The 14,499-nt window shown below is 38.1% G+C and carries 7 protein-coding genes; all 7 read left to right on the forward strand.

What is annotated here, in order from left to right; genetic code table 11:
* The first annotated feature begins 109 nt into the window (after positions 1 to 109).
* The 7 genes from L6471_RS05435 (at position 110) to L6471_RS05465 (ending at position 14,422) form a co-directional block, all read left to right on the forward strand.
* Complete coding sequence (locus L6471_RS05435; RefSeq protein WP_006282879.1) at positions 110 to 1,135, forward strand: LacI family DNA-binding transcriptional regulator; 1,026 nt, start codon at positions 110 to 112, stop codon at positions 1,133 to 1,135.
* A 58-nt stretch (positions 1,136 to 1,193) separates the two neighbouring features.
* Positions 1,194 to 2,495: an SLC45 family MFS transporter gene (locus L6471_RS05440; protein WP_006282880.1), complete on the forward strand. Its 1,302-nt coding sequence runs from the start codon at positions 1,194 to 1,196 to the stop codon at positions 2,493 to 2,495.
* 139 nt (positions 2,496 to 2,634) lie between these two features.
* Complete coding sequence (locus L6471_RS05445; RefSeq protein ID WP_237797531.1) at positions 2,635 to 5,316, forward strand: 4-alpha-glucanotransferase; 2,682 nt, start codon at positions 2,635 to 2,637, stop codon at positions 5,314 to 5,316.
* A gap of 15 nt (positions 5,317 to 5,331) precedes the next feature.
* Positions 5,332 to 7,464: a glycoside hydrolase family 97 protein gene (locus tag L6471_RS05450; protein ID WP_237797532.1), complete on the forward strand. Its 2,133-nt coding sequence runs from the start codon at positions 5,332 to 5,334 to the stop codon at positions 7,462 to 7,464.
* Positions 7,461 to 9,365, forward strand: a complete 1,905-nt coding sequence (gene pulA, locus L6471_RS05455) for a type I pullulanase (RefSeq protein WP_027453072.1) — start codon at positions 7,461 to 7,463, stop codon at positions 9,363 to 9,365. The genes L6471_RS05450 and pulA overlap by 4 nt, the downstream gene beginning before the upstream one ends.
* A gap of 16 nt (positions 9,366 to 9,381) precedes the next feature.
* Positions 9,382 to 11,295: a glycoside hydrolase family 13 protein gene (locus L6471_RS05460; RefSeq protein WP_237797533.1), complete on the forward strand. Its 1,914-nt coding sequence runs from the start codon at positions 9,382 to 9,384 to the stop codon at positions 11,293 to 11,295.
* A 154-nt stretch (positions 11,296 to 11,449) separates the two neighbouring features.
* Positions 11,450 to 14,422 (forward strand): two-component regulator propeller domain-containing protein, encoded by a 2,973-nt coding sequence (locus L6471_RS05465; RefSeq protein ID WP_237797534.1) that lies wholly within the window; start codon positions 11,450 to 11,452, stop codon positions 14,420 to 14,422.
* Positions 14,423 to 14,499 lie beyond the last annotated feature (77 nt).

A 14,499-nucleotide genomic window follows, 5' to 3' on the forward strand; every position in this document is an offset into this window, starting at 1 on the left:
TTTGCGCACTTTTCCTTTTCAATTTAATATCCAATAAAAACGACATATCTTACTTTTGTATATCTTTGCATGGAATGCTATAAAAAGTATTTTTTTGCTCACATAACCTATGAAAGAACAATCGCCTATAACAATGAAAGATATAGCTCGCGAACTGCATGTATCAGTCGCTACCGTTTCGCGAGCATTGAAGGATAGTCCCCGTATCAGTAAGGAACAAAGGGATCGTATTCAAACTTATGCACGTGAGCACAACTTTTATCCGAATGTGATAGGTGAAGCGCTCCGTCTTAGCAAAATTATGCCGATGAAGATTATCGGTGTGATTATTCCAGAATTTATCCATTATTATTTTGCTTCTATTCTGACAGGCATTGAAGAAGAGGCTAGTGCTAGAGGGTATCGTATTATGGTGGCCCAAAGTGATGAGCGCTATGAGCGTGAGGTGCAAATATGCGATTCTTTTTATAAAAATAAGGTTTGTGGTATCATTGTATCACAAGCTAAAGATACAACGAAGCATGACCATTTTCAGAAACTAATAAATAGTGGTGTACCTTTGGTTTTTTATGACCGCATTTGCACGGGAGTAGACTGTTCTCGTGTAGTAGTCGATGATTATATGGGCGCTTTTACAGCTGTAACACATCTTATTGATACTGGGTGTAAACGTATTGCATACTATGGCTCTTCTATGACGATGGAAATTGCTAAGAATCGTTATAATGGTTATAAAGATGCTTTGTTGCAGCATGGTCTCAAACTGGACGAAAGTTTGATTCATATCTGTGATAATCGTGCTTCGGCAGAAGCGATTACGCCAGATCTTCTATCGAAAGAGAATCGTCCAGATGCATTTTTTGCTATCAATGATGATACGGCTATAGGTATTCTCTATACAGCTAAACGCATGGGGTTTCGTATACCTGATGATATTTCCATTTGTGGTTTTACTAATGGTAATCGTGCTAAGGCTTGTGACCCGATGCTTACTACTGTTGAGCAACGAGGTACACTGGTTGGTGAGGAAGCTGCCAATATTTTGATAGGTCATGTAGAAGGATCTATTCCTAAAGATAAAGTTGAAAAGAGAGTGGTGCGTACTCGTCTCGTGATTCGTGGCACTACTCGATAAATATAGTAGTTTCTCTTGGAGAAAAATGTTGTCTTAAGCAATCTAAAACAAAACCTATATGAAACAAAAACCTAATATGAGTTTCTGGAAGCTGTGGAATTTGAGCTTCGGATTCTTTGGCGTACAAATTGCATACGCTTTACAGAGTGCAAATATTTCTCGTATATTTGCAACTTTGGGTGCAGACCCACACAATCTGAGTTATTTTTGGATTTTACCTCCATTGATGGGTATTCTTGTTCAACCGATTGTTGGTGCATGTAGTGATAAGACTTGGTGCAAATTAGGTCGACGTATTCCTTATCTTTTTGTAGGTGCAGCAGCTGCAGTATTGGTGATGTGCCTGTTACCTAATGCAGGTTCGTTTGGTATGCATGTTTCAACGGCCATGATTTTTGGCTTGTGTGCTTTAATGTTTTTGGATACTAGTATTAATATGGCCATGCAACCATTCAAAATGCTAGTAGGTGATATGGTTAACGAAAAACAGAAAGGATTGGCTTATTCGATACAAAGCTTTCTTTGTAATGCTGGTAGCCTTGTAGGATATGTGTTCCCATTTGTGTTTACCTATATCGGAATTTCTAATGTCGCTCCTCAAGGTGTTGTACCAGATTCTGTGATTTATAGTTTTTATATAGGTGCAGCGATATTGATTATCTGTGTGATTTATACCACACTAAAAGTAAAAGAGTGGAATCCACAGGAATATGCAGAATATAATGGTTTAAAAGAACCTTTGAATGCTGAAAAAGTTAACTTGGTAAGTTTGTTAAAGAAAGCACCTTCTACTTTCTGGAAAGTGGGACTTGTACAATTCTTTTGCTGGTTTGCTTTTATGTATATGTGGACTTATACGAATGGTACTGTCGCTGATAACTGTTGGGGAACAACAGACGTAGCCAGTAAAGGTTATCAGGAAGCAGGAAACTGGGTAGGTATACTTTTTGCAGTACAAGCTATTGGCTCTGTAATTTGGGCTGCAGTGTTACCGCAGTTTAAAAATCGTAAATTCGCTTATGCGTTGAGTCTTATTCTTGGTGGTATCGGCTTTGCTTGGACAGCTTTTATTCATGATCAGTATTTAATGTTTGCTCCATTTGTGCTCATCGGATGTGCTTGGGCCGCTATGTTGGCCATGCCATTTACTTTTGTTACCAATGCCCTCCAGGGATATGGTCATTTGGGTACTTATTTGGGACTATTTAATGGTACAATCTGTATCCCTCAGATAGTTGCAGCCATTGTGGGTGGCATCTTATTGAATATGGTCGGTTCTGTACAGAGCAACATGATGATTTTAGCAGGTATTCTGCTTATTTTGGGTGCGCTGTCTGTAAGTATTATTAAGGAAAAATAGACATGTGGTACAGCTTCTTTTGTTTAGTAAAAGAATAGTGTGCAATCGTTAGCGCACGAATTCTCAGAAATCATGTAAATTGTGCAAACAAGTTATTAGATTTTTTTACTAACTTAGCAACAAAATTAATAACTAGTCTATGAAAATAGAATTCAATATAGCTTATCAGACCGTCTTCGGAGAAGAATTGGTGCTGAATGTAATAAACAGTAATGCCAAAAGCCAATGTAGATTGTCAACATGCGATGGACTCCATTGGAGTGGTTCTATTAAAGGTAGTCATAAGGAGTTAAAGATATTGTCTTATTATTATAGTGTAGTAAGAGGAAATCAGGAGGTGCGATCTGAATGGAAATTGGCTCCGCATATCTTGAAATTGTCTTCTTTGAAAGGCGAGCACTATGTTACTTACGACCGATGGAATGATATTCCTGCTGATTCTTATTTATATTCTTCAGCTTACACTGATTGTATTAACCATATTGTGTTAGGAGAAGAACCGGTTCATGCTTATCCAAAGACCGTAAAGATAAAGGTTCATGCTCCACAATTGCGTGAGAATGAAGCTTTATTTCTCTGTGGAAGTATTGAAGCTTTAGGAAAATGGAATGCTGATAAAGCTATTCCTATGGCTGAGCATAATTATAATGAGTGGGTAGTTGACCTCAATGTTGAGGCTTTGAATACTTATCATCTCGAATTTAAGTTTATTGCAAAGAATAAGAAAGCTGATTATAGTCCTTTATGGGAAACGGGGTATAATCGTACTATAGATTTACCAGAAATGAAAGCTGGTGATGTAGAAGTGTATGAATTAGACCAGGCTTTCTTCGAAATATACGATCGAAAATTGGCTGGTACTCTTGTGCCTGTATTCTCGCTTCGTTCAAAAACAAGTTTTGGTGTCGGTGATTTTGGTGATTTGAAGAAGATGATTACTTTTGTGGCACAGACCCATCAGCGAGTTCTTCAAGTGTTGCCAATCAATGATACGACAATAACGCATACATGGACGGATAGTTATCCCTATAGTTGTATTAGTATCTTTGCTATACATCCGCAATATGTTGACTTTACAGTTTTACCATCATTGAAGAATGTAAAGAAGAAAAATGACTTCGAGAAACTTCGTGAGGAATTGAATGCTCTGAAGCAAATAGATTATGAACGTGTGAATGAGGCTAAAAATGAATATCTTAAGGAACTCTTTGCTCAGGAGGGAGAGAAGGTTCTTAAGTCTACCGACTTTAAACAATTCTTCAAGGAGGCTGAATGGTGGTTAGTGCCTTATGCACAGTATAGTTATTTGAGGGAAGAGTATGGTACTGCTGATTTCTCTACTTGGCCAGACCATCAAGTTTGGAATGAGGCTGATCGAGATATACTAGTAGATCATAAATCGCAAGCGTATCAACATGTAGCTTTTTATTATTATGTGCAGTTTATCTTGAATCGACAGATGCAAAGCGTACATGAATATGCTAAATCAAAGGGTGTTATTCTGAAAGGTGATATTCCTATTGGGGTAAATCGATATGGTTGTGATGTCTGGATGGAGCCAAAATATTTCAACTTGAATGGACAGGCAGGAGCTCCACCTGATGATTTCTCCGTCAATGGCCAAAACTGGGGTTTCCCAACCTATAATTGGGATGAAATGATTAAGGATGGTTGCGTCTGGTGGGTTCACCGTTTCCAGAATATGTCGAAGTTTTTTGATGCTTATCGTATCGACCATGTACTTGGTTTCTTCCGCATATGGGAAATACCTGTTAATTCCGTCCATGGTTTGTTAGGTCAGTTTGCTCCATCATTAGGGATGACCCGTGACGAAATCGAGGGATATGGACTTCATTTTCAGGAAGAACAGTTTACTAAACCATTTATTGCAGACTGGGTGGTAGAGCGTATTTTCAAAGAACATGCGGATGAAGTCAAAGCCAAATATCTGAATCGTGTACATGATGATATTCTAGAAATGAAACCAGAATACGATACTCAGCGTAAGATTGAGGCGATATTTGAAGGTAAAACTTCAGATCAGGATATCTGGATTAGAGATGGGTTATACTCACTTATTAGTGATGTACTCTTTATACGTGACAGTAAAGATCCAAGCAAGTTTCACCCACGAATCTCGGTGCAGTTTGATTTTGTTTATGAAGCACTTTGGGATAATGACAAAGCCGCATTTAATAAGCTTTATAATGATTATTATTATCGTAGAAACAATCAGTTCTGGTATGGTGAAGCTATGAAGAAATTGCCTAGACTTGTAGAGGCTACTCGTATGCTCGTTTGTGCAGAAGACCTGGGAATGGTTCCTGATTGTGTGCCATGGGTTATGAATCAGCTTCGCATTTTAAGCCTAGAACTACAGAGTATGCCAAAGGACCCTACCGTTAAGTTTGGGCATTTGAGTAGAAATCCATACCGTTCGGTATGTACAATATCTTCTCACGATATGCCAACATTGCGTCAATGGTGGGATGAAGATTGGGAACGTACTCAAGAATACTATAATACGATGTTGCATCGTGAGGGGCCTGCACCACATCCACTTCCAGGATGGCTGGCTCGCAATATTATCAGTCGCCATCTTGCATCACCTTCTATGCTCTGTGTTTTGAGCATTCAAGACTGGATGGCTATCGATGAAAAACTTCGTTTGGCAGACCAAAATGCAGAGCGAATCAATATACCGGCTAATCCACGCCATTACTGGCGTTATCGTATGCATGTGAATATTGAGGATTTAATAAATAACCAAGATTTCTCGCATTGTGTATCAGAATTGATACTCGAGGCTGGAAGAAAGTAACCTTATAACACAAAAATGAAAAAAGTAACATTATTACTCAGTCTGTTGCTGACACCTTTTCTCGTGTCGGCTCAGACCGTCAAATCTCCTAATGGACAGATTATTGTCAACTTCTCATTAACAGGAAATGGGCAGCCTACTTATGAAATGACTTACAAGGGTAGGGCCGTGGTAAAACCTTCTCATTTAGGACTGGAACTGGCAAAAGACAAGCATACCTCTAAAGGACTTCGTGAAACCAGTTTAATGGATGGTTTTCAAATTTTAGACACAAAATCATCTACTTTTGATGAAATTTGGAAACCTGTTTGGGGTGAAACTGCTACCATTCGTAATCATTATAACGAATTAGAAGTAGATCTGAATCAAGGGGAAAGTAAGCGTAAGATGATAATTCGATTTAGGGTATATGATGATGGTATGGGATTCCGCTATGAATTTCCACAACAGGATTCGTTAACCTACTTTACGATTAAGGAGGAACATTCACAGTTTGCTATGGCAGGTGATCATACTGCTTGGTGGTTGCCAGGTGACTATGATACACAAGAGCAGGAAACACAGGAAAGCAAGCTTTCACAGATTCGCAGTCGCTTCCATGATGCAGTCAACTGGGATAACTCTTCTGTATCAGTATTCTCACCAACTGGAGTACAGACCTCTTTGCAGATGAAATCTCAAGATGGACTTTATATCAATATCCATGAGGCCGCTTGCATCGACTATGCTACAATGCATTTGAATTTGGATGATAAAAATATGGTATTTGAGTCATGGTTAACTCCTGATGCCACAGGAATGAAGGGCTATATGCAAACACCATGTCAGAGTCCTTGGCGTACCGTAATGGTTAGTGATGATGCGCGTGATATGCTCTCAAGTAACTTGATACTGAATCTGAATGAACCATGTAAGATTGAAGATACTTCTTGGATTCATCCTACTAAATACTGTGGTGTGTGGTGGGAAATGATTGTAGGTAAGAGTTCTTGGCATTACACAGATGATTTTCCATCAATTAAGTTAGATCAGATTGACTGGAATAGTGTAAAGCCTAATGGTCGACATGCTGCTAATACACAAAAAGTAAAGCAATATATTGATTTTGCTGCTGCTAATGGATTGCAAGAAGTATTGGTTGAAGGATGGAATGTAGGTTGGGAAGATTGGGCTAATCATTGGAAACGTGATGTATTTGACTTTGTTACTCCTTATCCTGATTTTGATATTAAGTATTTGAACGAATATGCACATTCAAAGGGGGTAAAAATCTTGATGCATCACGAAACTTCTTCAAGTGTTGGTAATTATGAACGTCACATGGAAAATGCATTCAACCTGATGAATAAGTATGGTTATGATGCTGTAAAAACGGGTTATGTTGGTGATATAATTCCTCGCGGCGACCATCACTTCTCGCAGTCTATGAATAATCACTATCTTTATAATGTACAGCTTGCTGCTAAACATCATATTATGGTTAACGGGCATGAGGCAACTCGTCCTACGGGACTTTGCAGAACCTGGCCTAATTTGGTTGGCAACGAGAGTGCGCGAGGTACAGAGTATGAAGCTTTTGGTGGAAATAAACCAGATCATACCGTGATACTTCCATTTACTCGTTTGCAAGGTGGCCCAATGGATTATACTCCTGGTATATTGGAAACTCAGTTGAATACTTGGAGTGACAATACTTCATGGGTTCGTACTACATTGGTTGGTCAGTTGGCCCTTTATGTCACTATGTATTCACCATTGCAGATGGCTGCTGATCTTCCAGAAAATTATGCCAAATATCGTGATGCCTTTCAGTTTATCAAGGACGTCGCCTGTGATTGGGATGATAGTAAGTATTTGGAAGCAGAGCCTGCAGACTATATTACTGTAGCCCGTAAGGCAAAAGGTACTAATAATTGGTTTGTTGGTGGTAAATGCGACGAAAATGGTCATAAGAGTACCCTTAAACTCGATTTCCTGGATAAGGGAAGGAAGTACGACTGTACCATTTATGCAGACGCTAAAAATGCACATTATCAAAAAAATCCAAAGGCATATACCATTACCCATCGCATCGTTAAAAAAGGTGATACCCTCAAGTTAACTGAGGCTCCTGGTGGTGGCTTTGCCATCTCATTGATAGCTAAATGAAAGTAAATAGACTAATAGCTGTTATGACAGCTCTCATGTTGATGTCATCTGCTCAGGCGCAGGATACTTTTAAAGAAGTATCTTACAGTCCTGAGCAGACTGTGTTTAAACTTCATGCACCTAGTAAGGTGAAAGTGCGAATATATCAGAATGACAAAACTCATAAACCATGGAAAACCATATCTCTAAAGAAATCAGGAAAAGATCTTTGGATACAAACGGTAAGAGGTAATCTGGTAGGTAAATATTATACCTTTGATATGGGGAAGGGAGAAACTCCTGGTGTCTTTGCTAAGGCTGTGAGTGTAAATGGCAAACGAGGTTTCATACTGGATATGGCAACCACTAACCCTGAAGGGTGGGAGTTGGATCATATTCTAAATCTTCGTTCGCCAGTAGATCTTGTCATTTATGAAATGCACCATCGTGATTTCTCCATCGACACATCCTCGGGCATACGAAACAAAGGAAAATTTTTGGCTTTAACAGAACCGAAGGCAATAGCCCATTTGAAGGAATTAGGTATAAATGCCGTTCATATTTTGCCTTCTTTTGATTATGCCTCTGTAGATGAAACCAAGTTAGATCAGCCTCAGTATAATTGGGGATATGATCCTTTGAACTACAATGTTCCAGAAGGTTCTTATTCCACGAATCCATATAATCCATCTACTCGTATCAAGGAGTTTAAGGCGATGGTTATGGCTTTGCATAAGGCGGGTATCCGTGTTATCTTGGATGTGGTATATAATCATACTTTTGATTTAGATAATAGTAATTTTCAGAAGACATATCCGAATGCATATTATCGATTTAATGCCGATGGGACGCCTTCAAATGGTTCTGGGTGTGGTAATGAAACAGCATCTGATAAGCCATTAATGCGCCAGTTTATGTTAGAATCATTCAAGTATTGGGCTCAAGAATATCACATCGATGGTTTTCGTGTAGACTTGATGGGGGTGCATGATATAGAGACGATGAATGAAGTACGCACTGAATTAAATCGAATTAATCCTTCTATCTTTGTGTATGGTGAAGGGTGGAGTGCTGGTAGTTGTGCTTATCCACAAGATATGTTGGCGATGAAAGCGGTTACTTATAAAATGCCGGGTATTGCAGTCTTTAGTGATGATATGCGTGATGCCTTGCGTGGTCCATTCTCGGATGATAGGAAAGGTGCATTTTTGGCGGGATTGTCAGGTGAAGAAGAAAGCTTGAAATTTGGTATCGTTGGAGGTATTGCACATGATGATGTCGATATGAGTAAGGTAAATTATGATAAAAAGCCATTTGCTTTGCAACCTACCCAGCAAATTAGCTATGTTAGTTGTCATGATGATATGTGTTTGGTAGATCGCCTCCGTGCAGAGTTGCCAGGTATCAAGGACGATGAGTTGATTCGGTTGGATGAATTAGCTCAGACTGCCGTGTTTACTTCTCAGGGAGTACCATTTGTATTGTCTGGCGAGGAAATGCTTCGTGACAAGAAAGGGGTTCATAACAGTTATAATTCTTCAGATGAAGTTAATCAGCTAGACTGGAATAATCTGAAAAAATATCCTCAAGTGTTTTCTTATTATAAGAATCTCATTTGCTTGCGTAAGCATCATCCTGCTTTCCGACTAGGTGATGCAGATTTAGTGCGTAAGCATCTTTCTTTTTTGCCGGTACAGCCTGCGATGGTTGGATTTGTATTAAAGGAGTATGCTGGGGGGGATTCTTGGAAAACGATATATGTCATCCTTAATGGTAATCGTGATGCACAGGAGATAATAATTCCTGAGGGATTATATACAGTAGTAGCTTGTGATGGAATAATCAATGAAGATGGTATCGATAAGATGACTGGCGGAAAGGTGATGGTAGATGGACAGTCTGCGTTAATATTTCATGATTAATAGAACGAATACAACTATGAAAAAAATATTTTTATTAGCATTGTTATGCGGTTGCTTACATGTAGGTGCAGCGACGAAAGTAAAACGAATTGAGCCTGCCAATTGGTTTGTGGGTATGAAAAACCCGTCATTGCAACTGATGGTCTATGGTAAAAATATCCGTCAAGCTAAATTCTCTACGGATTACCCAGGAGTGAAGGTCGATTCTGTTGTACGATTGGATTCTCCAAATTATTTGTTGGTTTATCTGAATGTGAAAGATGCTCAGGCTGGAACGATGAAACTGAAGTTTGATAAACAAATTGTCAACTATCCGTTAAATAATCGACAGATGGCCGGTGAAGATCATGTAGGTTTTACGAATGCAGATGTTCTCTATATGTTGATGCCTGATCGTTTTGCTTCAGGAAGCAGTAAAAATGATCAGATTAAGGGAATGAATCCATATGTTAATGATCGTTCAGAGCCATCTTTGAGACATGGAGGTGATCTGGAAGGCATACGTCAACATTTAGATTATTTTAATCAATTGGGTGTAACGGCACTTTGGCTTACTCCTGTTTTAGAAAATAATTCTCCAGATAGTCATGGCTATTCTACTTATCATGGTTATGCCACAACGAATTATTATCAAGTGGATCCTCGATTTGGATCGAATGAGGAATATATCAGACTTGTTCAAGATGCGCATGCTAAGGGCTTGAAAGTGGTTATGGATATGATCTTTAATCATTGTGGTTTTGAGCATCCTTGGGTAAAGGATATGCCAAGCAAAGACTGGTTTAATACCCCAGAATGGCTGAGTGAGGCGCAGGATGCCAATGCTTCAGGTGTAGATCGTAATACGGGAATGGGCGATAAAAAGACTGCTTCTTCATATTTGCAGACATCTTATAAGTTAACTCCTGTTCTCGATCCGTATGCTTCTAAGATAGATATGCATGAGACAGTGGATGGTTGGTTTGTTCCCTCTATGCCCGATTTGAATCAACGTAATTCGCATGTGATGCGTTATCTTATTCAGAATTCTGAATGGTGGATAGAAACTGTTGGTATTGATGGTATCCGTATGGATACCTATCCGTATGCCGATAGAGACGGAATGGCTGAGTGGATGAAATGTCTCAATGAAGAGTATCCTAATTTTAATACCGTAGGTGAAACGTGGGTAGCTGAACCTGCTTATACGGCTGCATGGCAGAAAGATAGTAAATTGAGTAAAAAGAATAGCTATTTGAAAACCGTTATGGATTTTGCTTTCTTTGAACGAGTTAATCAAGCTAAGACAGAGGAAACTGATCATTGGTCAAAGGGATTTCATCGAATTTATAATAGTTTGTGTTATGATTATCTCTATCCTAATCCTTCCAGTGTAATGGCTTTTATAGAGAATCATGATACTGATCGTTTTTTGGGTAATGGAAAGGATGTAAATAATCTGAAACAGGCTTTGGCTTTGTTATTGACTATTAAACGTATTCCTCAACTTTATTATGGTACTGAAATATTGATGAATGGTACCAAAGAGGTTACTGATGGAAATGTACGTAAAGATTTTCCTGGAGGTTTTCCTGGAGATACTCACAATGCTTTCAGTAAAGATGGAAGAACTCATGACGAAAATGCCATGTTTGATTGGGTAAGCAAACTGTTGCATTGGCGTCAAGGAAACGAGGTGATTGTTCATGGTGAACAGACTCAGTTTATTCCTGTGGATGGTGTTTATGTCGTTGCACGTCAGTATAAGGGTAAGGCGGTCATGACAATATTGAATGGTACCGATCATGATGCGATTTGTCAGGTGAAACGTTATGCTGAGATTATTGGTGGGCGTTTGAAGGCTACTGATATTATTTCGGGAGACACTGTCCGTTTGGATCAGAATATTCGTTTATCTCCTCGACAAACATTGATTATAGAGATAAAATAATCATATTTATCGTATAGAAATATTTATTGCAATCGCTTAAAATTCATGAGATTATTTTGGGAAGGTCTCGGAATTTTAAGCGATTTTTTTTTTATATTATTAGTTTTTTTGTACTTTTGTAGTCGACCTAAACCAATTATACTTGAAAAATCCTATGAAGTATGTACTACTAACACTACTGATAGAACTATTATCCATGGCGAATAGTGTCGCTCAAATACAACTTTTTGAGCAATATGATGTATCCTATTTAAATATTATGACAGGGCTTCCTAATAACTTTGTTAATGATATTTTTATGGATAGTCGTGGTTTTGTATGGATTGCTACTCAAAGTGGAGGATTAGTACGCTATGATGGCTATAATTGTTATTTTGGAACAAGAATTCAGGGCTTGTCACTTCGAAGTAATTCTTGTAGAAATCTTACTGAAGATCGATTTCATCGTCTATGGGTCTCTTTTGATGAGGGTACAAGTATCGTAGATTTGGATATGATGCGACAGGTTATGCCAAAAGTAAAGCCTGGTATATTAGACTTAAATAAAATAATATCCGAACGTTCTGTTAGAGTTATGACAGATAGTAAAGGATGTATTTGGTTGGTTACGATGGGTTATATTTATCGTATAGCTTTTAATAATCAAGGTGAAGTTGTGCAGATACTTTCGTTTAGCTATAAGGCCAATACACCAGATGTGATAATTACTGATATCGATCAGGATGGTTGTCCTTGGGTTTGTCTTAATAGTACATTGGTGAAATTGAAGGCTCAAGGTGGGAGGCTTCAGGTGGCTAAAACAATATCATCTCTTAAAAATACAGGAATCGCTTTTTTGTCAGCACTTATTAAGTATCAAGGAAAATACTGGCTGGGGACTAATCATGGCTTGTATATAATGAACCCTAATGGTACTGTTTTAAAGGCTTTTCGATATACGGGAAAAAAAGGAGATTTGTCTCATGATTTTATTTCGTGTTTATCTGTTTTCGGCAAGTCTTTGTTGGTTGGTACATATTGTGGTATAGATGTATTGCAAGTTGGTAAAACAGTATTTGATGTTTGGGATGTATGTCATAAAACAGTTCCGTTGAGTAGTAATTTTATTCATTGCATCTCGAATAGTCATGGTAATTTATGGATAGGTACAGAGTCTGGAGGTATAACCAAGTTATCTCCTCGTCAATTGCTGTTGACTAATTATATTCACTCAGATAATCCTGCTTCGATTTCACCGAATGCAGTAAACTCAATGTTAATAGACTCGCGTCAGCAATTATGGGTAGGTACAGTAGAGGGTGGTTTGAATATGAAGAAAAGTGGAGAGTCGTCTTTCTTGCATATTAATAAGTCTAACTCTGCTCTTACCCATAATAGTGTTTCTTGTCTTACTACTGATGGGAGAAATATGATGTGGGTTGGTACCTGGGGAGGAGGTGTACATCAAATGCAAATAGATTATCCGCAAGATATTCGTCCTCTTCAGATACCTGCAAAATTTCAGGAGTCATTGCTCTTTGTGGGAACGCTGACGTATGATCGCATAAATAATGGATTGTGGATAGGAACGAATGACGGTCTTTTCTTTTATAATTTCAAATCTAATTCCTTGGAGCAGCCGTTTTTAGAAAATCGAACCATTCGTGGTTGTATAGGTTCTATTATAACTCGAGGGGGGATGCTTTATGTAGGATGTGTAGAAGGAATGGTTGTAGTTGACTTAAAATCTCGTAAAAGTAGAAAAGGGTATTTTTCTTTTCGCCATATTCGACATAAATTGGATAATCCTAAAAGTAAAATCATTGATAAAATCTGTAGCTTCTACGAAGCGAAAGATGGCACTTTATGGTTAGGAAGTAATGGCTATGGACTTTACAAAAGGGTTGTCAATAAGAATGGAAAGGTATCTTATGAAAATTATTCTATGGCTCAAGGCCTTTCTAATAATAGTGTGAAAGGAATTGTAGAAGATCAGAAAGGAAACTTATGGATAACTACAGATTATGGCTTAACTCATTTAAATCCTAAAACCGGAGTATTTACGAAGTATACAGAGGATGATGGATTAATTTCTTCACAATTCTATTTTAATTCAGCAGTGAAGTCGCCTTTTGGAGCTTTGTATTTAGGTACCACCGCTGGATTAATACAGTTGAATGGAGAAAATGTAGAACGTATTTATAAGGGACATTTACGTTTTACTGGACTTACGATCGATCAGAGGGAGGCATATGCTGGTTCTCGTTTTTTAGAGGAAGATATATCTATAGCTCATGATATTTATCTTCATGAGAGTGACAAGGCATTTATGATTGATTTCTCGACCTTAAATTTTGGTAGCGAAACACAAGGTGTTTATAGCTATCGTCTTAAGGGGTTTGATAATGATTGGATTCAGTTACAACCAGGACAGCATAGTGTACGTTATACGAGTCTGCCTTCGGGCGATTATACTTTCGAGGTGAAATACTCATCTGTTTTACAAACTGATGAGAATAGTATCTCTATAAATGTGCATGTAATTCCTTATTTTTGGAAGAGTTGGTGGTTTTTCCTATTAATATTACTTTTGGTTGTAGTTATAGCTCGCTATTTGTATAAGCGTCGAATTAAAGTGCTGCATGATCGTGAAGTCGAAAAGCTTTATCGTCCATTGGAAGTAGCTTTAAAAGAAAGTAATGAACCTGGTAAGCTACAGACGCGTATACAAGAGATTCTTCAAACTCAAAAGCGATATGCAGAGAGCCAGTCTAAAAGCGTTGAGGCTACACTTAAGGAAGTTGAGAAAAATAATGTTCCATTTATGGAACGGGTAATGTGTATTGTTGAAGAAAATTATCAAAATTCAGAATTTGGTGTGTCTGAATTAGGCGATCAGTTAGGAATGAGTAGAAGTGCTCTAAGTAGAAAATTAACTAATGAGACTGGAGATTCGACAGCACAATTTTTACGTCGTTATCGTTTGGAAGTCGCAAGTAAATTATTGTTGGATGCTACAGGTGGACGAAATATTACAGAGATTGCCTATAGTGTAGGATTCAATGATCCGAAATATTTCACTCGTTGTTTTTCAAAACAGTATGGTGTATCTCCATCGGTTTATAATGGAGAAGCACCTGTAAATTAAGAAGATATCGAGAATTAATAAATGCTAGGTGGATAAATAGAGAATTTACAACACGAATCTTTATTTGTCCACCTAAT

Source organism: Segatella bryantii (genome assembly GCF_022024215.1).
In the GTDB taxonomy this organism is placed as follows: domain Bacteria; phylum Bacteroidota; class Bacteroidia; order Bacteroidales; family Bacteroidaceae; genus Prevotella; species Prevotella bryantii.